The 24,763-nt window shown below is 56.5% G+C and carries 15 protein-coding genes and 1 tRNA gene; 5 read left to right on the forward strand and 11 right to left on the reverse strand.

From position 1 onward, the window contains the following. Positions 1-61 precede the first annotated feature (61 nt). Positions 62-1,141, reverse strand: coding sequence for a hypothetical protein (locus ABEA92_RS07055; RefSeq protein ID WP_345683099.1), 1,080 nt, complete (start codon positions 1,139-1,141; stop codon positions 62-64). Between the two features lie 27 nt (positions 1,142-1,168). Then, complete coding sequence (locus ABEA92_RS07060) at positions 1,169-2,545, reverse strand: hypothetical protein (protein ID WP_345683100.1); 1,377 nt, start codon at positions 2,543-2,545, stop codon at positions 1,169-1,171. 349 nt (positions 2,546-2,894) lie between these two features. Here ABEA92_RS07060 and ABEA92_RS07065 point away from each other — a divergent pair, with 349 nt between their 5' ends. Together ABEA92_RS07065 and ABEA92_RS07070 are read left to right on the forward strand one after the other, a co-directional pair. Continuing rightward, the gene (locus ABEA92_RS07065) at positions 2,895-3,902 is read left to right on the forward strand and encodes a hypothetical protein (RefSeq protein ID WP_345683101.1); all 1,008 of its coding nucleotides are present in this window, start codon (positions 2,895-2,897) and stop codon (positions 3,900-3,902) included. A 532-nt stretch (positions 3,903-4,434) separates the two neighbouring features. Beyond that, positions 4,435-5,205: a PIG-L deacetylase family protein gene (locus ABEA92_RS07070; RefSeq protein WP_345683102.1), complete on the forward strand. Its 771-nt coding sequence runs from the start codon at positions 4,435-4,437 to the stop codon at positions 5,203-5,205. On the opposite strand, the gene ABEA92_RS07075 is transcribed toward ABEA92_RS07070, so the two are convergent. From ABEA92_RS07075 to ABEA92_RS07090, 4 genes are all read right to left on the reverse strand, one after another. Then, on the reverse strand, positions 5,202-6,419 hold the full coding sequence (locus ABEA92_RS07075) for a GspE/PulE family protein (protein ID WP_345683103.1): 1,218 nt from the start codon (positions 6,417-6,419) through the stop codon (positions 5,202-5,204). The genes ABEA92_RS07070 and ABEA92_RS07075 overlap by 4 nt on opposite strands. Further along, on the reverse strand, positions 6,409-7,740 hold the full coding sequence (locus ABEA92_RS07080) for a DNA-directed RNA polymerase subunit alpha C-terminal domain-containing protein (protein ID WP_345683104.1): 1,332 nt from the start codon (positions 7,738-7,740) through the stop codon (positions 6,409-6,411). Before ABEA92_RS07080 ends, ABEA92_RS07075 begins: the two co-directional genes overlap by 11 nt. Before the next feature lie 87 nt (positions 7,741-7,827). Then, positions 7,828-7,901: transfer RNA gene (locus ABEA92_RS07085), tRNA-Thr, on the reverse strand. Positions 7,902-8,099: 198 nt separating this feature from the next. Next, entirely contained in the window at positions 8,100-9,032 is a 933-nt protein-coding gene (locus tag ABEA92_RS07090; RefSeq protein ID WP_345683105.1) for a hypothetical protein, read from the reverse strand. Positions 9,033-9,462: 430 nt separating this feature from the next. Between ABEA92_RS07090 and ABEA92_RS07095 the strand changes: the two genes are divergently transcribed. From ABEA92_RS07095 to ABEA92_RS07105, 3 genes are all read left to right on the forward strand, one after another. Then, a complete protein-coding gene (locus ABEA92_RS07095) occupies positions 9,463-11,250 on the forward strand; it encodes a preprotein translocase subunit SecA (protein ID WP_345683106.1) in 1,788 nt (595 codons plus the stop codon). Between the two features lie 87 nt (positions 11,251-11,337). Then, a complete protein-coding gene (locus ABEA92_RS07100; protein ID WP_345683107.1) occupies positions 11,338-13,476 on the forward strand; it encodes a redoxin domain-containing protein in 2,139 nt (712 codons plus the stop codon). A gap of 257 nt (positions 13,477-13,733) precedes the next feature. After that, entirely contained in the window at positions 13,734-16,055 is a 2,322-nt protein-coding gene (locus ABEA92_RS07105) for an efflux RND transporter permease subunit (RefSeq protein ID WP_345683108.1), read from the forward strand. A 678-nt stretch (positions 16,056-16,733) separates the two neighbouring features. Here ABEA92_RS07105 and ABEA92_RS07110 read toward each other — a convergent pair. The 5 genes from ABEA92_RS07110 to ABEA92_RS07130 all read right to left on the reverse strand — a co-directional run bounded on the left by ABEA92_RS07110 (position 16,734) and on the right by ABEA92_RS07130 (position 24,708). After that, positions 16,734-18,251: a sulfatase family protein gene (locus ABEA92_RS07110; RefSeq protein ID WP_345683109.1), complete on the reverse strand. Its 1,518-nt coding sequence runs from the start codon at positions 18,249-18,251 to the stop codon at positions 16,734-16,736. Then, positions 18,248-21,013: a sulfatase-like hydrolase/transferase gene (locus ABEA92_RS07115; RefSeq protein ID WP_345683110.1), complete on the reverse strand. Its 2,766-nt coding sequence runs from the start codon at positions 21,011-21,013 to the stop codon at positions 18,248-18,250. The genes ABEA92_RS07110 and ABEA92_RS07115 overlap by 4 nt, the downstream gene beginning before the upstream one ends. Positions 21,014-21,248: 235 nt before the next feature. Then, a complete protein-coding gene (locus ABEA92_RS07120) occupies positions 21,249-22,208 on the reverse strand; it encodes an ABC transporter permease (RefSeq protein ID WP_345683111.1) in 960 nt (319 codons plus the stop codon). 14 nt (positions 22,209-22,222) lie between these two features. After that, the gene (locus tag ABEA92_RS07125) at positions 22,223-23,746 is read right to left on the reverse strand and encodes a sugar ABC transporter ATP-binding protein (RefSeq protein ID WP_345683112.1); all 1,524 of its coding nucleotides are present in this window, start codon (positions 23,744-23,746) and stop codon (positions 22,223-22,225) included. Next, positions 23,743-24,708, reverse strand: a complete 966-nt coding sequence (locus ABEA92_RS07130; RefSeq protein WP_345683113.1) for a sugar ABC transporter substrate-binding protein — start codon at positions 24,706-24,708, stop codon at positions 23,743-23,745. Before ABEA92_RS07130 ends, ABEA92_RS07125 begins: the two co-directional genes overlap by 4 nt. Positions 24,709-24,763: the final 55 nt, after the last annotated feature.

Below are 24,763 nucleotides of genomic sequence, written 5' to 3' on the forward strand. Positions count from 1 at the left end.
CAGTTGCCCTATTGTATCTACGCTCGCTCAGAGCGTGGATCGTTGCACTCGCGGTAAATCACTACGCCACTTGAGGACGCGTTAGCGTGAAAAAGTTCTCGCTGTGAAATGGCATCACGATTTGACCTTCGGTCAGATCGAGTGTCTCATCACGAACGGCCGCCAGAAACGTTTTGCCGCACAGGTGTTCGTCATAGAACGCGGCTGCGGATCGCGAGATTGCATCCAACCGCGACTCGGGAAGTTGTTGGATCCGCTTGATCGCATCGCGTAAACCGTCGGCTCCGCGGAAACAGATCGCGTTTTCGCCGTCGGTCAATTGCGGACGCAATCGATCGCCGTATTCAATTAGCGGAATCGTGCCGACGCTCATCGCTTCGATCAAATTATGACACATCGGCTGGGCCGCACCGGGACAACAGACAAAGAACCGATGTTGTGCCAGAAATGGCAACCACTGCGAAGACGCAATCGGGGTTTCGGCGCTGTCTTGCAGCCGAATCGGGATCGCCACGTCATTGGCGGCAAATTCGCTTAGCACTTGCAAAATGTGCAACCGGCTCAGCACTCCAAAGGATTGCTTCATCTTTTGGTGGCCGTATTTTGATTTTTGGCTGCCGGCAAACAGGATCGCCTCGCGAGTGAACTTGGATCGCAGCGCCACTCGCGATTCCGTGTCCGAATGACGAAGGGTTGCCGGATGCATCGGATAGGGCATTACCGGACGCTGTGGCAAAATATCTCGGCCGATCATCATTTCGATTTGCCGAGCTCCCATCCCCGTCCGCTTCGCCTGCGAAACCGGCACGTCGCACAACGCTACCGCATCGGTTGGCAGTGGTGCATTGGGCCGAAGCCACGTGGCGTGTTCTTCGGCTAACATTTCGGCGCCGTGAATCTTGCGAGCGACGCTGGCGAGCAACAATCGACTGCCGCGGACGAAAAACGGAGATCCAATTTCGCGACTGTGGTGCGCCAACGATGCAAAATGGCGGCCACAATCGAACAGCATTTGGTCGGTGTAGAGGTCCAGTGCAATCGGACGCTCGGTCAGTGCAGCCGTCGACGTCACTCGCGAGGCCAGGATTTTTTGAGCTCGGCGGATATCAACCGGAAACCGGACGACGTGTTTCAATTGCATGTTGGATTCCGTTTGTTCCGGTTGCAGCTAGGCGGCCTGCTTGTGGCGAATCGATCCCGCGGGTCGGATCCCCATTTGGATGAGCGTGTTCGTGCTACGATGCCGCTTGGCGATTGCCATGCCATGGTGCCGCGCACGCCAGCGGATGGCTTCGTATTGGTGATGCATTTGGTCAAGCAGATCAGGGATCTGGTCGATCGACTCGTAGATGTAACCCACGGATCCGTTGCCACCGGCGGCACGAACTTGGTCGGCCAACCAACAGTGGTCAGGAACCACCACGGGAACGCCGCGGATAAACATCTCTAAAAGCACGCCGCTGCAGCGGGCCACGTAACGTGAGGCGTCGTACAGGAACAGCCCCACATCCGCCGTGTCTAACCAGCGATGGTATTCGGCGGCGGGCATGTCCGACGACGTGATTTCGAAATAAGAATCGGCGGCGGATTGCGGCATCGAATCCGGCATCGATGACGCCGCAAGGGTTTGTTCGTACGTGGATTGCATCGGTTTGGGAATCATCCGCTTCCAACGCTTGCTAGGCATCTGCATCGACATTTGGTAGCGGCCGCTGGCCAGATGCGGACCGTGAATCTTCGATAGCACCGCGGGAATGACTCGTCGTCCCTTCTCAGCTCGCGGGGTTCCCGCCAAGACAATTTTGTATCGTGGCGATTCGCTGCTGCGGAACCGCGGTGCTCGGTATCGAGTCGGGTAGGGAATCGCATTGGCGACAACCCCGACTTCGGCCAACTGCTTTGAAAGTGCCGCGGTGGTGGCATGCAAGTGAATGTGGTGCGGCGACATTTGCTTCATCGCATCGTTGACTTGATCGCCAAATTGCTGCCGCTGGGATAGCGACGTTTGCGAATCGAACACCGCGAAATGGAAAACGACGTGGATCGTTAACGGTTTATCACCGGGCAATTGTTTTAAAGCGCGTGCGAGTGCCAGCATGACAAAATCGTCCGCCGTATTGATCAGCAGCGTGTCTTTGTCGGTGGCGTCCCAGTGACGCAAAAGTTTCAGAAAATCGTCCGACCATCGTTCCAGCATCACTCGCGGATGGCGATCGGGCCGTGAAAATGGATCACGCAGATTCTGCCATGCGTTTTGCCACTTGCTGCCACCGATGTTGTGACCCTCGACACTGCGTCGCACTTTCGAGCGGCCATCGACTCCGAGCGACCAATGGATCATTCGCCGCGCACGAAAGCCTTGCTCGACGTGGAATTTTGGGTTGATGGCATCAAACCCGTCAAACGATTGATGGGTTGCTAACCGCGTTTCGTAGCCCAACTCTGCTGCCCCTTCCATCAGCAACGTGGCCAATTCTAGAAAATGGCCGCCAATGGATCGGATGTTGTCGTCAAATAGCAGCAAACGTGAATCGGAAACGCTCATATACGACTTAGACGACGGCAAGAAAATAGGGGCGGTTTGCTAGCTGCGAAGTCGTGACGGTTTCAACCGCGACTTGTCGACTTGAATCAATGATTCAAACAAATTGCTAGCAACCAATGGTTTTGTGAACTTCGGTTTGTTGCTAGGGAAATACCAGGATCACGCGAGAGCGTCCAGATGGAATCGGCAGGAAGCGGTTCAGATTTGCTGTAGAAATTGTATCGATTATGCCGATTGCTTCCTGCAAGGGCGGAGGACCAGCGTGCACGTGGGATGCGTGTGCGAGATCTTCCAAAAGTTGAATGGGCTTTTTTGTTGGTTAACAGAGCCACAAGGGATGGATCGAAACATGCGTATCACGAACATTCGTATCGCTAGCACTGTCGCGATGTTGCTGTGGGGTGGCACAGCGATGCAATCCGCGCATGCTCAACGAGCTGTCGTTCCGGGCACCGGAACCGAAATTGTCGGTGTCGCCGACGACTTTGAAGATCCGAATTGGAACTATGTTCCCAACGATCCGAAAAGCACCGAGGACATCGACGAAAACCAGCGTAGCCCGATGGGGCGCAGTACGAATGGCCGTTGGTACGAAGGGATCAAACGCGGTCATCCCGACATTGTCCAACGCGTTCGCACGCCGTCCGGAGGTCTGCCTGGCAGTGAAGGAGCATTGTTGCTGCGGTCTCGATTCACTGGCATTCCCGGTCGCCCCAGTGGCACGATGCACCAAGACGACTTTGTAGCCAACGTTCAATACCGGCTGAAACGACGTGTCGACGTGTCGGAAGTCCCCAGCGTGACAACTCGCGTCTTCCTGCCACCCGTGGCTCAGTGGGAAAACCGCAGCGGGCCTCATTTCGGGTTCCGTTTAGCGCTCGAAACCACGGCGATGGTCGACAAAGAAATTGGGATCGGAATCTTCAAGCGAACCGTCGAAGAGATGGGGAACGAAGTCTATTGGCCCGGCATGTTCATCGAGTTCGAAAGCCAGGGTGGAAATCGTGAAAACGACTACGCCTACCTGCGAATTCGCAGCAACCGTCGCGGTGGCGATTTCCGTGGTCCGCAAATCACGACGACCGGTTGGTGGACGCTTGGCATGAGTGTGACTCCCGATGGGATGGTCCACTATTATGCGTCCGAAGGCGTCGACGATCTGACCGAAGACGACTACATCACCAGCCAATTTCCTTACGATTACCGCGCCGAGCGTTTTCGAACGTTCTTCTACAACATCTGTAGTGCGGATGACGGACATCGCTGGAGCACGTCGTTTATTGTCGACGACCCCAAGGTCTATCTGTTGCGACCGAAACAACAGATGGCTTCGCGACCATCGTCATCGCGACGCTAGAAGCGGAAACGCTTTGAAGCATCCCGTATGCGGAACTCGTCAACGGCTTGTTGATTCAGTGAAGTTTCCTACCGCAAGGGATGTATGATGGACTTCCTAGTCCGTCAATGATGCATTGGACGGACCAAGAAGTCCGTCGTGCAACTAAATCAACAGCCCGACAACGGGCTTGTTGATTTAATCCAAATGGAAATCGCTATGCTGAGCCGCGGGCCGTAAGGCACCGGGTCGTGCGTGGGACCCGGCCGCTTACGCGTCACGGCTCAGAAATTCAACAAGCCGTCAAGCGTTTCGGGGGCGCTCGCCCAATACCATCTACTTTGGGTAGCGGTGCGGCGTGGGGCCTCGCCCGGTTGCAGCGAGCAAGATGTTCGAATTAGACCGGACCGCTCTCAATTCCAACCACGGCGAACGCAGCGCTGAGATTGAATTGGAAAGTCAATGAAGCCCGCGTGAGTGTCGCCGCAGCGCAGTAAGTTTGGTAAAACGGGATCACCTCACCACGTGATCCCCCCTAAACGAGAACCAAACGATGCCTGCTGTTCTTGCCATCGCGGCGCACCCGGACGACATTGAATTCTTCATGGCCGGCGCCATGTTACAGTTGGCGCGGCGCGGTTGGGATTTGCACTACGCTAATCTCTGCGATGGTTCGCGGGGGTCGACGACCATGGATCCTGTGACCTGTGCTGCAACACGGCTCGCCGAAGCTCGTCGCGCAGCCGAGGTGATGGGGGCAACGTTTTACGAGCCGATTTTTCCCGACATGGAAGCCGCCTACACGCCCGCGAACTTGCGAAAGGTGGCCGCCATCGTTCGCAAGGCAAAGCCCACGATCGTGCTGACGCATTCGCCGGTCGATTACATGGAAGACCACGAGATTAGCTGCCGCTTGGCCGTCAGCGCCGCCTTTGCGCATGGGATGCCAAATTTTCCAAGTGATCCCGAGTTGCCGGTCTACATGGACCCCGTCACCGTGTACCACGCGCAAACGCCGGGGCATCGCACGCCGCTTGGCCAGTGGATCACGCCACACATGTATGTCGACGAAACCGATGTGATCGAGACCAAGGTGGAAGCGTTGGCTTGTCATGCGAGCCAGAAACAATGGCTCGATGAGAGCCAAGGCATGGACAGCTATTTGCAGGCGATGCGCGATCTCAGTTTGCAGATGGGGCAAAAGAGCGGCAAATTCCAGTACGCCGAAGGTTGGCGTCGTCGCGAGCATTGGGGATTTTGCGGGCCTCAGGACGATCCGCTGCGTGATGCGCTTGCCGACATCATCGTCGATACGCGAACCTAGTTTGCCCCAAGCACTCGGTAGACTTCGGTCATATCGGTAATGCCCTGTTGGGCTAGCGTTTCAGCTTGACTGCGAAGATCCACCCATCCGGCGTCGATGGCGTCGGTTCGCATCTGTGTCGCCGAGGCGTCGCGATCGATCGCTCGGGACAATGCTTCGCCGACGGGATCCGAACCGTCGAAAAAGATACAATCGGCGACCGCCACGCGGCCGCGATATCCAGTGCCAACACATGCTTGGCAATCCGACGCTTGCAATGCGTTTCGGCCTTGCGGGTGATCACCGTTGCCCTGATTGTCGTCTCGGCATGCATCGCAACATCGCCGCAACAATCGCTGGGTTACCACCGCGCGAATCCCGCTCTGTAACGCGTAACTCGGTACTGCGAATTGGATCATTCGCCGCAATGTTGCGGCGACATCGGTGGCATGCAACGACGAGAAAATGAGATGCCCCGTCAACGACGCTTGCATCGCCGCTTCGGCGGTCTCGGGATCGCGAATCTCGCTGACAAGCAGCACTTCGCTGTCTTGTCGTACGGCGCTTCGCAGCGCCGACGCCAGCGTCATCCCGCCACTTGGATCGAGCTCGCTTTGGCTGATCGAATCGATCACCGATTCCACGGGATCTTCGATCGTGATCACGCTTCGCCGCGGCCTCTGCGCCGCGATCGTTCGCAGCATGCTGTACATCGTGGTCGTTTTGCCGCTGCCGGCGGGACCGGAAAGCAAAATCGCACCATCGGTTTGCAAACACAGCTGTTTGAGTTTCGCAGTGGTTTTGGGATCAAGCCCAAGCGAATCGAGCGTGTCAAACCGATCGTCCTTGCGAAGCACTCGCAGCACCGCACGAGGCCCATGCACGGTTGGAAACACACTCAGCCGTAACGAAGGCGGCTCATTCGACGCGGCGGTTTCGTCCCGCCATTTCAATCGGCCTTCCATCGGTTGGGTGCTGCGATAGGTCGGCAGCCCCGCCAAGACCATCAGCCGCGTAACCGGATCGCCGGCACTGCCGCCACGGATCCAATCGGCGACCGACAAAACTCCGTCGATGCGAAACAGAACATCCCAGCCCGCTTTGCGAGGTTGAATGTGGATGTCCGAAGCGTTGCTCGAGATCGCTGTCTCGAGCAAGCGATCAACTGCGGCAACGGCGTAATCGCTGGCCGCAGGATCAAGCCCCGTAAAAATTGAACCGGGCTCAGTCGCCACGAAGCTTGATTCCGAGATCGGCTAGCTTCTCACGGACTTCGTTCAAGCTGGTCACCCCAAAGTTCTTGCACTCGAGCATTTCATCGCCCGTTTTGCGAACCAATTCGCCGATCGTGTTCAATTGCAAACGCGCCATGCACTTGCGAGCACGAACCGACAGATTCAGATCCGAGATCGGACGCTCGAGCAACGCTTGCTCATCAGGCGACATGTGGCTGGTGTCGATCGGTGGATCGTTGCTCTTCTTTTCATGAGCAAATTGACCGAGCGAAAGTCCCTTGCTGGTCAACATTTCGCGGATTTCGACCAAGCTTGTTTCGCCAAAGTTCTTGCTGCTTAGCAGTTCGGCTTCGCTGGTTCGCGTCAAATCCCCAATCGTGTCGATGCCCATCTTCTGCAGACAGTTGCGGCTTCGCACGCTGAGTTCGAAGTTAGCAACGGGCATGTTTAGCGTTTGGGCCAAACGATCGTTGCGGCGCTGAGCTTCTTCGTCGTACAGCAGGTTGCCGGTTGCCGCGGCATCCTTCAAATACAGATTGGTTTGCGGATGATCGGGATACGATTCAAGGATTCGGCGATAACACGCCTGAGCACGATCAAATTGGTTGTTGTCTTCGTAAATCAAACCAAGATTGATCAAAGCCCCGATGCCGGTCGGAAATGCCTTGGCCGCACGCTCGTACAGTTTCAGTGCTTCGGCGTCGTTGCCCATCCGATCGTTTTCGAGTGCCAATCCGAACAACGCACCCGCATGATTTTCGTCGGTGTTCACGGCGCGTTGGTACAGAGCAAGTGCCTCTTCCAAACGGCCACCGACAGCGGAAACCGTCGCCGCACGTTGGTACATGTATTCGGACGTCTGCTCGGCAGGTCCGAAAATGTTATCAAGAATTTCCAGCGACTTTTCGGTGCGGCCGGCGTATCGATGAGCCTCGGCGATACGGATGTTGCATTCGTCCGCGTTGTAGCCCGAGGTTTGGGCTTGTTGGTATACCGGGATCGCTTCGTCGTAGCGGCTCAATTCAAACAGAGCGCGTGCTTGATAAAACAACGCCATCGCGCTGCCGTCCGCGTTTTGCAGCGTTTCCAGAGCCGCTTTGAATTTACCGAGCAAAAACAGACAGACGCCCATCTTGGTCTTGGCTGCCGGACTGAGCGATTCGTCCGTCTCCATTTCGTTCACGGCATCGCGAAGTTCGCCGAAATGGCCGTAATTCTCAGTGATCGCAGAACGAATGGCTGCGACATCGGATGGACCAAACGAATTGTTTGCCAGAACCATCTCTTTCAAATCGAGCACATCGAGTTCGATATCACTCATCGAGAAGCATCTCCTGTCGCGAGCTGTTTAAGCTATGGATGTAAGTTTCGAGCAAAACTTACATTAAATTTGAATCTTAAATTGAGAAGCCAGCGGCGGGATTTGAACCCGCAACCCTCGCATTACGAATGCGATGCTCTGCCAATTGAAGCTACGCTGGCGTTCGCTCGTTCGGGGGGCTAAGGGCATCCGGCTTCGTGTGCCATGTCGAAAGCCTGTGCCAAAAGAACGGCGTGTCCAAAGAAAATAAGCGAAATACCTAAAATTCGTCAATAGGCGACGATCGCAACAAAACCCTCTCTGGCCTCTAAATCCTGACGCTAAGACCAATTAGGAGGGAAAAATCAGCGGTGTTGCGTTCAAACCAATTTTTTTTGCCACTGATGCCCTTTTTCTGTATTTTCGAATTGAAGCGTCTCTAATTGGCGAATCAGCTCGCTGCGATCGCTGTTGACGGCCGTTTCGACCGTGTAAATCCGGCGATCGGCGAGCGTTTGAATCAGACTGCCAATCAAAAAACTTTCTGCCCCGCTCATCCGGTCGGCTTCCGCCAATGGCGATAAATCGAGGATCGCGTGGGCACAATTCATCACTTGAGCCTCGACGTCACTGCACCAAAGTTCCACCTCGGCCAACATTTCGCCGGTGCGATGGTCCACAATCTTGTGACGCTCGATGTCAAAGTGCGAAAACGCTGACGCCAATCGGGGAACCACCGGCATACGAGGCTCGCGAACGCCTCGCGTGGTCCGGCGTAACTGCAACGCCTCGCGGTTGACCGGCGGCCGGTAGGGGCTCGTTGAGACCACTAAACGCGAAATGGGATCGCTCGCCGTGTAGCCCGCCTCGGTTAACAGCGAACTGGTTCGAGTGTCCGCTTCGGGAATGCCGATGCCATGACCGATCGGAGGCAAACCGACGTAGCCGTCATAGGCGTCGCGAACCAGACCGACGCGAAGCGAATGACAGCCGAGCTCTTTGACCCGATCCTCGGCCGCCGCCAACAAAGGTTCACAGACTTCGAGCCCCCCATTGGGCGAGAAGCAAAATGCCAGCATGCGCCCCATATGATCGTGCTGGAACCCCGTTTCCAAATCGGTCTTTTGACCGGTTTCTTCGGGATAACGGTCCACCGCGACGTGACACCAAGCCCGCACTTGGCCGTCGGAAAGCGCGACCAACAGATTGGCGGGATCGAAAAAAGTGCGAGCTAAAATGGCTTGCTCGATCGTCGCCATCGCGACCGGCGGCGCGACGCCGATGCAAGACCAGTGATCGATCCAGACATCCACCAGTCGCGGTAAGTCTACATTGCAAAAGGGCCGAATTGTTGACACGGTAAAATCGCCGCTTGCGTTCAGGTGGAGAGTTTCAAGGATGGAAATGCAAGAACTGGACCGTTCTCCATTTTTTTCGCGTCATAACGGCAACGACAAGACTCGTGCACCGGCAAGCTCCGAGCGGATGGGAGAGGCCTGCACAGCTTGTCGCCCTTTTATATACGAATCCTCGGTTTTTGTTTAACAAAACTGTAGCCGGAATCAAAATGAATGTCAGCAATACGAACGCGTGCAGCGACCTGCGAATTCAATTCGCGATCCGCGATTCGGTGCCTCTCGAGACGCTTTTTCGATGCTGACCCGCCATGCTGACACGCATGGAGGTTTCGTTTTGATGTTTCGTTCACCCCTTCAACCCTTTTGACGTCAAACCTTTCCAACGGTGTTCAGCGACCTTCACAATCGGGATGCTTCCGCTCGCTCGCTCGACCAACCACGGTTGTCGGCGTCGTTGGCCGACGAAGCCGCAGCGGTGATCCAGGATCAACTAGGATTGACGCTGCGTCCGACTCAAATCGAGGCGGCTCGCTGTTTGTTCGACCCTTCGATTGTGGAGCTGCCTACCGGCGAAGGCAAGACACTTAGTATCGCCGTGGCCGCGATCGCCATGGTCAGCGCCGGTCGACGTGTTTTTGTCGCCACTGCAAACGACTATTTGGCGACACGCGATTGCGAGTTCTTGCAGACGGTTTTTCAGGCATTGGGCATCACCGCTGCGTCCATCACCGCCCAGACGACGTCGGCCGAAAAGCAAGTCGCCTACGATGCGGATGTCATCTACAGCACGCTTCGGCAATTTGGATTCGATTATCTGACCGAGCGGATCGAGTGGCGAAACGAGCAGCGAAACGCACAACGAAACGAGTCCGCATCTCGTCGTCATCGCCAGATAACGCGGGATGTGTTGTTGGTCGATGAAGCTGACAGCGTGCTGATCGACGAAGCTTGCACTCCGCTGGTGATCTCGTCCCCTTCGGTGACCGTTGAAGCGAACACCGCAGCGATGTATCGCTGGGCTGCGGATTTTGCCAAAACGTTGTCAGCCAACATCGATTTCGTCTCGATGGCCGATTCGGACGCGATTGCGTTGACGACGGCGGGACACCAAAAGGTGCTTCGCTCGACGATGCCCGTCGAAATGAATCAATTGACCAGCACTGAAATTGTCGCGGCGGTGGAAACGGCAATCGAGGCAGCCACCCGGTTTCGCCGTGATGAACATTACCTTGTCAGCGAAGATCAGATTCAATTGGTGGATGAATTTACCGGGCGGGGGCAAGTCAATCGAACCTTTGCCGCAGACCTTCATCAAGCGATCCAAGCTCGCGAGGAAGTGGCGATCACACCACCCTCTCGGCCGCTGGCGCGAATCACGATTCAAGAGTTTGTCGCCGGTTTTGCTCATCTGTCGGGGACGACGGCTACGGCGTGGGAAGATCGCCGCGAGATTGCTGATGTCTATGGATTGTCCGTTCGGCGTATCGCGTCTTGGAAACCGCTGCGACGTATCGAATATCCCGCCCAAGTTTATTGCAGCGAAACGGCCAAATTCGAAGCGATTGCCGACGAGATCCAACAGGTCGTCGCTGACGGACGCGCCGTGCTGGTCGGCACTCGAACGATTGAAAAATCGGAACAGCTGAGCCGTGTGTTGCAGGCCCAAGGTTTGCAGCATGTGGTGTTAAATGCGCGGCACGTGGATCGTGAAGCCGAATGGGTCAAAGCGGCGGGAACCTCAGGCCGGATCACCGTTGCCACCAACATGGCAGGACGTGGCACCGATATTCCGCTCGATCCATCCGTCGCGGATGCCGGTGGTTTGCATGTGATCGTCAGCGAACCCCATTCGGCGGCTCGCATCGATCGCCAATTGATTGGCCGAGCAGCCCGGCAAGGGGATCCGGGGTCGTGTCGCTGTTATGGGTCGATCGATGACGAAATACTCGATCGCGCGTACGGAGCGGTGGCCGCCGACTCGCTGCGACATCGCCTGCGAAATTTGTACTCCGAAACGCAAGTCCGCCGGCAACTTCGCCGCGCCCAAACCGCCGTCACCCGAACGCAGCGGCGCGGGCGACGTCATCTAACAGCCCATGCCAACCGTTTCGCTTTGCAAATGCGTTCGCTCGGACTCGATCCTCATCTCGATCCGATCAGTGAATCCCGATGAACGATCGCACGAGATTCTCGCGAGGAGTTGGGGATTCTCGCAGGTCGTTTGAAGCGATGGCGATTCACGCTAACCGGTCACTGCGGTATGATTACGCCATTGATCGATTCAAGTGATTCTCGGATTGATTCTGCGACTTCGAAACGGCTGGGCAGTGTGCATATGATATCGAATGACCTGACAATCAAACTTGCCTCCCAACGATGGCGTCCGGTCCACCGGCACTATTCCTCGGCTACGATGGTCGTGGTCGGCCTCGTGTTGCTGGCATTGCTGGCTCCCCACGCCAACGCGGCTACGCCTGGATTGCAAAGCCACGTCAAGCCATTCTCGTTGCCTGGCGCCGATGGCACCACAGTCTCGCTTTCCGCCGACCCCACCGTCTCGCTAAACGTACTTTGTTTCCTCGGAACTGAATGTCCGCTGGCGCGAATCTATGGCCCTCGGCTTGATGCATTGGCCCAACAATACGCCGACCGCGGCGTTCAGTTCATTGGAATCAACAGTAACATCCAAGACTCGATGGATGAGTTGCGGCGGTATGTCAAAGATCATCGGCTGACCTTTCCGGTGGCCAAGGATTATGACCGACGTGTTGCGGTTCAATCCGGTGCCACGCGTACTCCTGAGGTATTTGTGATCGATCGTTCCGGAACGGTCCGCTACTCTGGTCGCATCGACGATCAATACGAACCGGGCATCGCACGGAAACAGGCGACACAGCACGATCTTCGTGATGCCATCGATGCACTGCTTGCCGGCGAACCGGTTCCTCGCCCGAAAACCACCGCGATGGGCTGCTTGATCGCGTTGCCACGATCAACGCCCAGCGAAGCCGAAGCGACGGTGACGTACTGTGATCAAGTCAGTCGCGTGTTGCAAAAGCATTGTGTCGAGTGCCATCGAGCGGACGAGATTGGACCGTTCTCGCTCGAAGAGTACGACGAGGTCATTGGTTGGGCCGACATGTCGCTCGAAGTGATCCAACAGCATCGGATGCCGCCTTGGCACGCCGATCCCAACCATGGTTCGTTTGCCAATTCACGGCATATGCCGGAGGAAGACAAGCAGATTTTGGCGGATTGGGTTGATGCCGGCATGCCCTTTGGCGACGCAAGCAAATTGCCTCCGCCTCGTGAATACGTCGCGGGATGGCAACTCAGCGAACCGCCGCATCAAATCGTAACGATGAACGAAACACCGTTCCAAGTCCCGGCGACCGGGACGATCGAGTACCAATACTTTGTCGTCGATCCCGGTTTTAAAGAGGATAAATGGATCCGGGCGGCCGAAGTGGTGCCAGGCAATCGATCGGTGGTCCATCATTCAATCGCCTTTGTGCGGCCTCCCGATGGTGCTGATTTTCGCGACATCGGTTTTCTTTCCGCCTATGTTCCCGGCCAACAGCCCAGCGAATTTCCCGCCGGCTATGCCCAACGGGTTCGTGCCGGTTCGAAATTGGTGTTCCAAATGCATTACACCCCCACGGGCAAAGCGACCGAGGATGTCACGCGAATTGGATTGCTGTTCGCGGATCCCGACGACGTCACTCACGAAGTCTATGTGTTAGGAGGAGTCGAACAAGAGTTTGAAATTCCGCCTCATGCAGCCAACTATGCCGTCAACGCCGATATCGGTGGTTTTCCCGAAAACGGCACGCTGTTGTCGATCACGCCGCACATGCATTTGCGAGGCAAGTCGTTTCAGTTTGTCGCGAAAACCAAGTCGGGTGAGCAGACGTTGTTGGATGTCCCAAACTACGATTTCAATTGGCAGCACAACTATGTGCTGAGCCAACCGCTGCCGCTGAGCGATGTGAAACAGCTTTCTTTCACGGCGGTGTTCGATAACTCGGCCGACAACCCCACCAACCCGGATCCGTCCGAATTTGTGACCTGGGGCGATCAAACGTGGCAAGAAATGGCGGTCACGTTTGTGGCGGTTGCCAAGCCACGGGATGCCAATGCCAATCAAGGCAAAACCGCAGTTGATCCTGACCAAAGGAAACGTCGGGCCGAGCAGCGAAGGAAGCAGGAACAGGAAGCGTCGCAATTCGCCGACCGTTATATCGAGCGGTTTGATTCCGACGGCGATGGTTTGATCAGCAAACATGAACTGCCCGATTCGGTGCGGATGTTCAGTTTTGGTTCGTTCGATCATGACCGAGACGGTCTGCTCAGCCACGAAGAAATCCGTGCCGAATCGCTAAGTCGTTTGACGCGATAACGCGGACGATAGCCGCCAAGTGCCCGCTCCGTTCGTTTTGTGGAGGAAGCGGCAAGTCCGAGTCGTCGTGGATCTTGCTAAAGATCCCACCATGGAAAGGCCTGTCCAGGGGATGATCTCTTCCACGGTTAGATCCTTTTCACAGGGCGGTGCTTCGATGTTCTTTTTTTTTAAGGACGTGTAGCCACGTCCACTACGGTCACGCCGGATCCTTGTCTTTTCACTCGTCCTAAATCCCCCCCGGAAACTCACACGAAGTGTTTTCTAAATTCCCAACGCTCTTTCGCATCTCGTGGTTGGCCGATTGGATCGTCACCCATCGAGCGGTGACGTTTCTGATTCTGGCCATCTGGACCATCGCAATGGGATTGGGGCAATATGACCCCACGATCCTTTGGCCAGAAAAGACCGCCATTTCGCCGACTGAACTCGATGCGTCCGAAGACGATGAATTCGACGAGTCGCTTCGTGCTAAAACTCCGAATGTGTCGCCGGTACAAATCGCTGCGGGCGACGTGATCGTTGTCGCTGAAAGTGAGCAATTCTTCACGCCGGAGGGTGCTGACGCGATTCGCGACGCGGTCGCCGCGTTGGAGTCGCTGGATCAAGTCCAGCGGGTATTGTGGATGGATCGTGCACCGATGCTCAATATCTTTGGGCTTCCTGAACCGATTTTGCCCAAGCGAAACGCCTCGCCCGCTTTGTTCGAAGCGGCGAAGGAACGTGCGTTGGCCAATCCATTGATCGGCGGACAGTTGCTTTCACCGGACGCAAAAACGCTATTATTGATGGTCCAAATCGATTGGTTGTTTGTGACCGACGATGACGATTGCACCGTCGCGCTGCGTGAAGCTGCAACGGCAGCATTGGCCAAGCACCCTGGCGTGAAAATGACATTTCAAGTCACCGGCGAGGTGCCCATTCGGGTCAGTTGGGCTGCCAGCACTCGCGAGAACGAACGCAAATACCAAATGATCGGTTACTCGATCGCACTGATCATCGCCTACATCCTATTCCGTGGGCTGTCATCGGTCGTGATTGTCGCGCTCGCGCCGTGCTTTGGAGTGTTTTGGACCTTAGGCCTGCTGCATTACCTCGGTTTCGCCGACAATCCGTTTAACTCGGTGATTGTACCAGTGCTGCTGTGTATGGTCGGTTTCACCGATGGCGTGCACATGATGGTGCAAATCCGGCGACATCGCGCCGAAGGCATGTCGGCGACCGACGCGGCCCGGTTGTCGATCCGCGAAGTCGGCTTGGCTTGTTGGTTGACCTCGTTGACCACGGCGATCGGATTCGGATCGTTGGCACTCGCTCATCACGAGATCGTTCGTGAATTTGGGTATTGCTGTGTGATTGGCGTGGTGATGACGTTCATCTCGGTCGTCACCGTCATCCCATTGGCGTGCGCCAGTCCGCTTGGCCGCAATGTCCACTCGGGATACGGGCACAATTTGATCGACAAGAATTTAAGCAAGATCTCGGTGGTGATCGAGTTTGTCCTGCGACACTACAGGAAAGTCAGTGTCGCAGCGATCCTGGTGACGTTGGCACTCGCGGCGATGACGTTGCAATTGCGGCCTGACCAACGGTTGACCAGCAACATGAGTGCCGGCAGTGAATCAGCGATGGCGCTTGCCCACATCGACAAAAAGTTTGGTGGGATGGAAACGGCCGAAGTGACGGTCCAGTGGCGGAAAGAGGTCGCTGCGACCGATGGCGAGATCGGACGGGTGGTTGCCAAGGTGGATGACCTGCTACGCAGCGAACCTCTGATTGGCAATCCGTTGTCCATTCGCAGTCTGATCGACGCGTTGCCCGGCGATGGTGATCCGGGAACCAGGATGTCGTTGTTAGAATTGTTACCACCTCCGCTGAAACGAGCCTACTTCGTTCCCGAACGCCGCGTTGCCAAAGTCGTGATGCGGTTGCAAGATGTCGGAATTGCCTCGTACGGGCCGGTGTTCGAGCGGATCGAGCAGGGACTTGAAACGATCCGGCAATCGCACCCGAATTTTCGACTCGAACTTGCCGGCAGCGCCGTCAGCCGATGGAAAAACTTGTATCGCATTGTCGTCGATCTGGCTTTCAGTTTGGGGACAGCCACGTTGATCATCTTCGCGGTGTTGACGTTTGTCTATCGCTCGCTTCGGCTTGGATTGATTTCGATGATCCCGAATTTATTTCCGTTAGCGATGACGGGATTCATCCTGCTGGTCGCAGGCAAAAGCCTAGAGATGGTCAGCGTGTGTGCGTTCACCGTCTGTTTGGGGATCGCAGTGGACGACACGATTCACTTCTTGACGCGTTATCGCGAGGAATTAAAGACGGCGCCAAATGGCACCGAAGCAATCCGCCGCGTCTTTGTCGGCGTCGGCACAGCGCTCGTGATGACGACGGTCGTTTTGATCGTTGGCTTCAGTACGGCGCTACTAAGCGATGCACGCGACCACCGTATCTTTGCCGCGATGGGCATTCTAACGATCGGCAGCGCCCTGTTCGCAGACCTCGTGATGCTGCCTGCATTGCTACAGCGATACGCCCACCGCAAAGAAACCGAGGATGTTGCTGAATTGTAATTCGGCGATGTGCAAGCGTCCGGTCACCTCTCCCTAGCTTCGCTCGGGAGAGTTGGCTTGCTGCATGTTACCTCTCCCAAACTTGTTTGGGAGAGGTCGAGCAGAGCCTTCAGCGATTGCTCGGGTGAGGGCCGACCGAGCAATCCGCGTCGAACGCCGCGTTGCGTGTGCACACCGCGGCCCTCACCCGGACGAGGCCAGACGAGGGCTCGTCCGCCCACTTCCTAGCTCCGCTGGGGCGAGGTGCCTTGTTGCATGCCACCTCTCCCAAACTTGTTTGGGAGAGGTCGAGCAGAGCCTTCAGCGATTGCTCGGGTGAGGGCCGTCCGAGCAATCCGCGTCGAATGCTGCGTTGCGTGTGCACACCGCGGCCCTCACCCGGACGAGGCCAGAAAGGGCCCGTCCAAGCTCTCCCTAGCTCCGCTCGGGAGAGGTGGCTTGTTGCATGTCACCTCTCCCAAACTTGTTTGGGAGAGGTCGAGCAGAGCCTTTAGCGATTGCTCGGGTGAGGGCCGTCCGAGCAATCCAATGTGAGTGCACGTAAAGTTGCGCGGTCGGCCCTCACCCGGACGAGGCCTTAAGGGGCCCGTCCGACCTCTCCCATAGCTTCGCTCGGGAGAGGTGGCTTGCGGGGTGTCACCTCTCCCAAACAACGGAGACTGCTGCGTACAGCAAAAACTACCTCGGCCCAGCCTGATGGATGTGAATCGCATCGTTCGGACCGCCCGGCGGCGTTCCCCGCGGATGCTTACTCCCTTTCCCCGGTTTCAATGATTCGCCCGTCTCGCGGTCAAATTGATCGGCGGTCAAGTGCTCAGGCACCGCGTCTCCGGTTTCTTGCGTCCATTGATCGAGTACCTTCGACAGTCGCGATTTCACTTGTTTGTATTCGGGATCAAACGCCAAGTTGTGTAGCTGATTCGGATCGTCCTCCGTTTTGTACAACTCCTCCACCGGACGCGGTGCTAAAAACACGTCCGCTTGAGCCTCACTTAGCTTTTCATCATCACGCAGTCTCCGCAACCTTTGGTGTGACGGCGAACGAACGGAATCGGCCGGCCCCTGCCACGCCATCGTTGGACGCGAATTGCGAATGTACAAGAATTCTCCGTCGCGTACGCTACGACCATGCGCTTCGTAGTCGTGCCAATTGTGTTCTGAAAATGCAAAGCGACGAATCGTTGCGTCCGCGTCTTGGAAGATCGGTGTCATGCTGACCCCTTGAACCGTTTCTGGGACCTCCGCTCCCGCCACTTCGATCACTGTCGGTGCGATATCGATCACGCTGACCAGACTCGAGGTCGTGACGCCTTTGCCCGCGATCCCCTCAGGCCAATGCGCGACCAAAGCGGTTTTCATTCCTGAATCGTGCAGCCGCGTCTTCGCTCGCGGAAACGGACGCCCGTTGTCGGCCAATACAAGGATCAGCGTATTGTCCAGTTCGCCTTCGGCCGCCAGCGTCCGAGTGACTTCGCCAACAAAATAATCGAACCGAGTCACCTCGTTGTAATACGACGCCGAATCTTGACGCGTCGCCGGTTCATCCGCCAAGAACGGAGGAACGATCACATCCTCGGGCTGATGTTTCGGTCCATACTTTTCTGCGACCCATTCTTTGTCTGCATCCCAATTGCGATGGGCATCGAGCGAAGCGAACCAGCAAAAGAACGGTTTGTCCTTCGGTCGGTTTTTCAGCGTGCTTGTCCAACGAGCCTCGGCCCCATGGTTGTCCGGTGTGACACCGGGATCCACCAGATCCCAAGGTTTTGCAGGTGGCGACTGTCCTGCCGCCGGTGGTTCCGCGGCCATGTGGTTCTTGCCAACGAGCGCGGTGTAATAACCTGCTTGACGCAGCACCGCAGGAAACCAAGCCAAATTGGCTGCGATTGGTTCATGTAGCTCTGCCGCCCGGCCTAGATTGTGAGGATAGCGACCGGTGATGATGCTCGCACGGCTCGGGCTGCAGCTGCTGGCTGTCAGAAACGCTTTCGTAAAACGCATTCCTTGCGACGCCAACTCGTCGATATTCGGGGTCCGCGCCGCAGGGTTGCCGTAGCATCCAAAATCGTTCCAACTGACGTCGTCGGCGATCATGATCACGACGTTCGGCTTTGTTGGGGCCGGTTCCGCCGCTTCGGTCGAGGCCAGCGGTAGGAGGAACCATCCGGCAAGGATCAATCGTGTAGGCAAATTCATTTGGTGTCTCCGGGGATCAGACGCTTCGGTGGGGTGACCATCAGTGATTCAATCACGGTGGCAAGTTGGTTTTCAGGACAGACGCGTTTGACGTAATGGTGTTTCCCGGTTGGATCGTCGACCCAAGTCGAAACCCCATTGGCATCCAGCTTGACTCGGCCGCCCGAAACAACCTCCCAGTATTGTGGTTGGGCGCCCCGAACGGCAAACAGGGCTGCGGCCTGATCATAGCTGGGTTGGCCACCATCGATCGACGCTCGGTTTTTGTACCGTCGTTTTTCGTAGCCACGACGGACCGGATTGTCGTGGGGCGTCTGCTTAAGTCGTTCGCCCGTGATCAGTGTATTGCCGATCTCAAAACCCTGCCAAACGATTTCCCCCGGCCACTCGTTGGCGACGACGATCGAAGCTTCGAGATGCGTTTTGATGTTGGTTTCAGGGCGATTCGATTGCGGGAATTCACCACCCATGATCACCAAACGACGAACTTTGCTTTTCACTAACTCTGGCTCACGTCGCCACAGTTCGGCGAGGTTCGACAATGCTCCGACGCTACAAATCGTGACGCTGTTGTCAGGTTGGGCGGACAACGTTTTTCGATAGACGTCTAGCGCGTCCGGGGCCTTGTCGTCCGGTCCAATGTCGTTCGGGAAACCGTCTCGCAAACTCGCTGCATACGAACTCGTTCGCTGAAGCGCGGTCGGCCCCACTTTGTCGGTACCGATCGGAAGATTCGGACGGCCGTAGTAGGTGTTGATTGCGTCGACGGCCGCCGCAGATGCCTTGGTTAGATCGGCGCGATTGACAATCGTCGCCAATAATTCACATTCACCACGATCCGCAAGAGCATGTAGCATCGCCAACGTGCCGACGTCGTCGGCGTCCCCTGACATGTCAGTGTCGAGGATCAACTTCACTGGTTCCGTCTTCGGCAATCGTTCTGCGGCCACGTAATAAGCCCCCGCGATTTCCTTGCCATCGCCATCGTAAAACCAGCTTTGCATCGTCGTGGGGCCAGCGGGTAAGTTCATGCGAAATCGGACTTCGCCTGCATCAGACGCCACCGCTGCTCGGTGCTGGACCTTGCCAACTCGCAGCTGGGCCTCAGCGACTGGCCATGCTGGGCCTGCTTGCAACACCCCATCGGTCACGCGTGTTTCGTCGACACCCGATGCCAAATGCAAATGGCAATCATCGGGCCAACGGCTCAGTCGAAACTCGTACTCGCCGGCCTTCGCGACCTCGATGTGCCACACGCCGTTCTTGCGATCGCCGGCTCGAACTTGCTTTTGTTGATCAACGAACACATCGGCCCATTCACATGCAGTCAATTGCACCGGATTTTCCGCATCGTGGCCGATGATCGAACGCTCGAACTTGTTGGCTTGGTCTTTTACGCCGTCCCACCAAGCATTCAAATGAGCTCGCATTGCTCGTGTCACCTCGGGGTGCTCGGCGATTACATTTTGCGTTTGCAGCGGGTCGTCGGCGAGATTGTAAAGCTGTTTGTCCGACAGTAGCCGCCACTGTTTCCACAGCACCACAGCCCCTTCACGACGTGGAACCGCCGGGTTATTTGGGGTCGTCTGAACCGTTTTAAATGGCATTCGGCTGTAGTTGATGACCATCATCCGGTCCTCGGGAACCGCTTGGGTTCCTTTGAGCACCGGGGCCAAACTGATGCCGTCAAACTTGGTTTCCGTGGGAATGTTCATCCCCAGCAAATCCACCAACGTTGGCAATACATCCTGGACTTGTGTCAACCCCTTGATGTCACCGGCCGGTCGCAGCGTGCCGGCGGGCCAGCGGATGAAGCAAGGCACCCGATGGCCGCCTTCCCACAACGTCATCTTGCCGCCTCGCATGTTGGCGTTGAAATATTTGGGGCCAAACGTGCTGCCGTTGTCCGTCAAAAAGATGACCACGGTGTTTTCGCGGAGTCCGCTTTCGGTCAAGAATGCCTCTAACCGGCCCATGTTCTCGTCAATGTTGTCAACCATTCCCAAGAAACGGATCAGCTCGGATTCTTTCTCTGGTGGAACGCTTGGCAGCGAGTCGCGGACCGCTTCAAACGCTTTTTTCGCGGCTTCGTGATTCCGCTGGGGGACGTAGTGCGGTTGATGCGCCGCGGCGGTTGCCAAATAGCAAAAGAAGGGGCGCTGGGCATCCGCTTGTGTCTTCATCCACTGCATCGATTCGCGAAACAGTACGTCGGTGGTGTAGCCGCGATAGGTTTGACGGACGCCGTTGTGAACATAGGTGTCGCCAAAGTAATCGTTCTGCCACGCGTCCGGGACCGAACCGATATGCGATGACGGGAACCACACGCTTTCCTGAAACCCGCGATCCTGTGGACGATAACGATACGTGTCGCCCAGATGCCACTTTCCAAACAGCCCCGTTTGCCACCCCGATGCGGTGAACAGGTCACCCATGGTTGGGAACGATCGTCGAAGCAGCGTTCGGCCGCTGCTGACGTTCATCGCGCCATTGCGAAGCGAGTCGACGCCAGTCATCAGTTGCCCCCGCGTCGGGGTGCACATCGGCGCCACGTGGAAATCGGCCAGCCGGATACTTTCGTCGTGCAGTCGATCCAAGTGAGGCGTCTGAACGACCGGATTGCCATGGCACGAAAATTCGCCAAACCCTTGGTCGTCAGTGATGACCACTAAGACGTTCGGTCGTTGCGGCGACGGAGTTTCCGCGGCAACGACCGCAGACGCCGAAAGCAACAACGGCAAAGCTAGAAACAACGTTTTCATCGATTCATTCTCGGGTGTCATACGGTGAGTAAATGTGGGATAGGCTTCCAGCCTGTCATCGCATCGAAAACAGGCTAGAAGCCTATCCCTCATTGTGAAATCCGTCAGTAATAAGTTCGTTCAGCTCGTTACCAGGCTCCAGCTTGGTATTGCACTTCTTTCAGAGGCTCCCGCCACAGCTTGTAGCGTTTGGCAGCCCGGAGCCCAGGGAAACGAAGCGTGTAGCCTGTGTAACTCAAACCTTCGCTCGCCCCCAACGGGTTCGCAGGGCGTCTAGTAACACCGCAGCGACAATCACGCCGCCGGTGATCATTTGTTTGTTGGCGTCGGAGACACCGATTTGTGCAAGCCCGGTTTGCAGGACTTGAATGATCAGCACACCGATAAACGAGCTGATCACGCTGCCTCGCCCGCCCATCAAACTGGTGCCACCGATCACGCAAGCGGCGATGGCCGCCAATTCGATTCCGATAGCTGCGTTCGGGTCGGCCGTCGACAATCGCGACGATTGGGCCAAGCCGGCCAAACCACACATCAATCCGCTGATCCCAAACACCGCAATCGAATAGGGAGCCGCGCGGATGCCCGACATGCGGACCGCTTCGGCGTTCGTGCCAATCGCGACACAATAGCGACCGAACACCGTCCGCATTAATACAAATTGGCCCGCAATCACGGTAGCCACGGCGACAAAAAACGCCGGTGACAACAGGATGCTCGTGATCGGTTGACCAAACCACTCGATGCGGCTGCCGATGTAAACCGATTGTGAATCGGTCACCACCTTGGTCGCACCGCGAGCGATCTCCAGCATCCCTAAGGTGACAATGAACGATGGGATGCCGAAGCCAACCGAGATGAAGCCGTTGATCAATCCGCAGCCCCCCGCAACCAACATCGCAATCGGCAGCGCCGCCAACAGCGGCCACTCCTGGTTCGCCATCAGCACGCCCAGCACCGCGGATGACAGCGCCAACAGCGACCCGACCGACAAATCGATGCCGCCCACTACCAGGACCAACGTCATACCGACGGCGAGAAACGTCAGATCAGGAATCTGGTTCGCGATCGATACCAGCGTGGTCATCTGAAAAAAATTCTTGCTCATCACGCTGAACACCGCGACAAGTGCGATCAGCACCGCCACCAGTCCACCGTATTGAAGAATCGATTGTCGAAGTTGAGTTTGTTTCATTGGAAATGATGATCTTATGAATGGACGCTCTGCAAACGGTCTTTATAGCCGTGGAACGATGCTTGCATGATTTTTTCTTCGCTCCACTCGTTGCGACCGAACGTGTCGACCATTCGGCCCGCCGACATCACCGCGATGCGATCGCATGTTTCAAACAATTCTTCTAAATCACTGCTGACGATCACGATCGCTTTGCCTTGATTGGCTAACGTTTCGAACAGTTGATAAATCCGCTGTCGTGCCCCGGCATCGATGCCGCGAGTCGGTTCGTCAAACAAAAAGACGTCGGCGTCGCGAACCAGCCATTTGGCGACCGCAACCTTTTGCTGGTTCCCACCGCTCAGCGTGCCAACAAATTGATCAATCGACTCGCAACGTGTCGCCAACGAGTCTCGCATCTCGGTGGTGATGCGGTTTTCTTCGGTCTCGCGAGTCAATCCGAGACGCGAAAATCGTGGCCACAAACTGCTCAGCGTCGTGTTGGTGCGAATCGATTGTGACAATAACAACCCATCCTGTTTGCGGTCTTCGGTGACCATCGCCATGCCCGCCGCGACCGCTTCGCTGGGGTGCCGGAACCGACGCGGTGTGTGATCGCGGCCTAGGTAAACGTGTCCAGACGTCGCAACATCGGCGCCAAAGATCGCTCGCAATAATTCCGTCCGGCCCGACCCCACCAATCCCGTAATCCCTAGTCGCTCGCCTCGCTGCACGGTGAAGCTGACTTCGCGAACGATCCCCGACGTCAACGACTCGACCCGCATCGCCGTTTCGCTGCTCGTGTGGCAGACGTGATCACGTTTGGCTGATGCCGTCGCTTCGCCGCTCATCAAATCGACCATTGCATCGGTCGTTAGCGATGCGGTCGGTTGGGTGCCCGCAAGCGTCCCGTCACGCAGCACGGTGACTCGGTCGCTTAACCTTGCGACCTCGTCCAAGCGGTGGCTAATGTAGATGACCGCAACCCCGTCCTCACGCAGTCGCTGCAAATGGGCGAACAATTGCTCGGATTCGCTACCTGATAGCGCTGCGGTGGGTTCGTCCAGGATCAGCAGCTTGCACTGGCGTGCCAGCGCGGCCGCGATCTCGACCATTTGTTGCCGACCTACCCCGAGCGACCCGACCAACGCGTGTGTGGAGACGTCTGACAATCCAAAGCGATCCAGGATCTGCTGAGCCATGCGGTGCAGTTCCCTTGTGTCAACCGCGCCGAATCGATGGGGTAACCGAGTCAGCAGCAGGTTTTCGGCGACCGACAGCGTCGGAATCAGATTCAACTCCTGCTGCACGATCTCGACACCGCGGCTTTCCGCGTCTTGCTTGTTCGACGGAGCAAACGAGTCACCCTCGAGCGTCATCTCGCCTTCGGATGCTGGCACAAGCCCGCTGATGATCTTGCACAACGTGCTTTTGCCCGCCCCGTTGGCTCCCAACAGTGCATGGATCTCGCCCGAACGTAGCTCCAGCGACACGTTTTGCAGAACCGTTACACGGCCGTAACGCTTTGTCAGCCCATCGACTTGCAATAACGAACTCACAGGCTTTCCTTTGTGATCAAATCGACCGGCGTTTCAACATCGGCGGTGGCTGCCGATTTTTCGTTGACTTGCTTCAGCGCCGCCTCGATACCAAATACCGCCAACTGATCACCGTGCTGGTCCGCGGTCGCCAGGACCTTGCCTTGTTTGATCGCCTCTTGAATCGCGGTGATATTGTCAAAGCCCACGATCATCACTTCGCCTTCGCGGCCTGCACTTTTGACCGCCGCGATTGCCCCCAAGGCCATTGAATCGTTCGCCGCCAAGATCGCCTTGATCTCGGGGTGTTCGCTTAACATCGACGATGCAATCGTGTTCGCTTTGCTCATCTCCCATTCGGCCGTTTGGCTGTCGACGATCTCAATCCCAGCGTCTTGCATCGCGGCTTGAAAGCCTTTCAAACGCTGCTGGGCATTGAATGAAGTGCGGATGCCCTCCAAAATCGCCACCTTGTCTCCTTTGTTCAGTTTGGCCGCCAAGTGATCGCCCACCGTCTTGGCTCCCGCCATGTTATCGGGACCGACAAACGGGATCGAAATCTGTTCTTGTGCCAGCACGTCGGCATCCAGTCGATTGTCGATGTTGATCACGACGACACCCGCTTGCGATGCACGACGCAGCGCCGGAACCAGTGCTTTTGAATCCGCCGGAGCGATCACAATCGCATCCACGCCGCTGGCGACCATTTCTTCGACGAGCGAGACTTGGCGGCTGAGGTCACGTTCGTCCTTAATTCCGTTGACGACCAAGTCGTAGTCATCCGCGTGTTCAGCTTGATGTTCCGTCGCCCCATCAGCCATGGTCGAAAAAAACTCGTTCGCCAACGACTTCATGATCAAGGCGACGCGAGGCTTGTCATTGTCCGCGTCTGCGGCTTGGGGACCTTCGGGCGTGGTCGACGATGAGTTGCAGCCCACCAACAACATCAGGGCTAACAGCAAAATGGAATGACGAACGTTCATGGTTCTCTCTTTGACGTGTGCGGTAAAAATGAAAGGATGTTTTATCGGGGCAAAT

The organism is Novipirellula caenicola, assembly GCF_039545035.1.
Classification (GTDB): domain Bacteria; phylum Planctomycetota; class Planctomycetia; order Pirellulales; family Pirellulaceae; genus Novipirellula; species Novipirellula caenicola.

Excerpts from the sequence above, each read along its gene's own strand:
- ABEA92_RS07130 (WP_345683113.1), bottom strand. The coding sequence starts at position 24,708 with ATGAACGTTCGTCATTCCATTTTGCTGTTAGCCCTGATGTTGTTGGTG.
- ABEA92_RS07055 (WP_345683099.1), bottom strand. The coding sequence starts at position 1,141 with ATGCAATTGAAACACGTCGTCCGGTTTCCGGTTGATATCCGCCGAGCT.
- ABEA92_RS07115 (WP_345683110.1), bottom strand. The coding sequence starts at position 21,013 with ATGAAAACGTTGTTTCTAGCTTTGCCGTTGTTGCTTTCGGCGTCTGCG.
- ABEA92_RS07070 (WP_345683102.1), top strand. The coding sequence starts at position 4,435 with ATGCCTGCTGTTCTTGCCATCGCGGCGCACCCGGACGACATTGAATTC.
- ABEA92_RS07060 (WP_345683100.1), bottom strand. The coding sequence starts at position 2,545 with ATGAGCGTTTCCGATTCACGTTTGCTGCTATTTGACGACAACATCCGA.
- ABEA92_RS07120 (WP_345683111.1), bottom strand. The coding sequence starts at position 22,208 with ATGAAACAAACTCAACTTCGACAATCGATTCTTCAATACGGTGGACTG.
- ABEA92_RS07100 (WP_345683107.1), top strand. The coding sequence starts at position 11,338 with ATGATTACGCCATTGATCGATTCAAGTGATTCTCGGATTGATTCTGCG.
- ABEA92_RS07065 (WP_345683101.1), top strand. The coding sequence starts at position 2,895 with ATGCGTATCACGAACATTCGTATCGCTAGCACTGTCGCGATGTTGCTG.
- ABEA92_RS07080 (WP_345683104.1), bottom strand. The coding sequence starts at position 7,740 with ATGAGTGATATCGAACTCGATGTGCTCGATTTGAAAGAGATGGTTCTG.
- ABEA92_RS07110 (WP_345683109.1), bottom strand. The coding sequence starts at position 18,251 with ATGAATTTGCCTACACGATTGATCCTTGCCGGATGGTTCCTCCTACCG.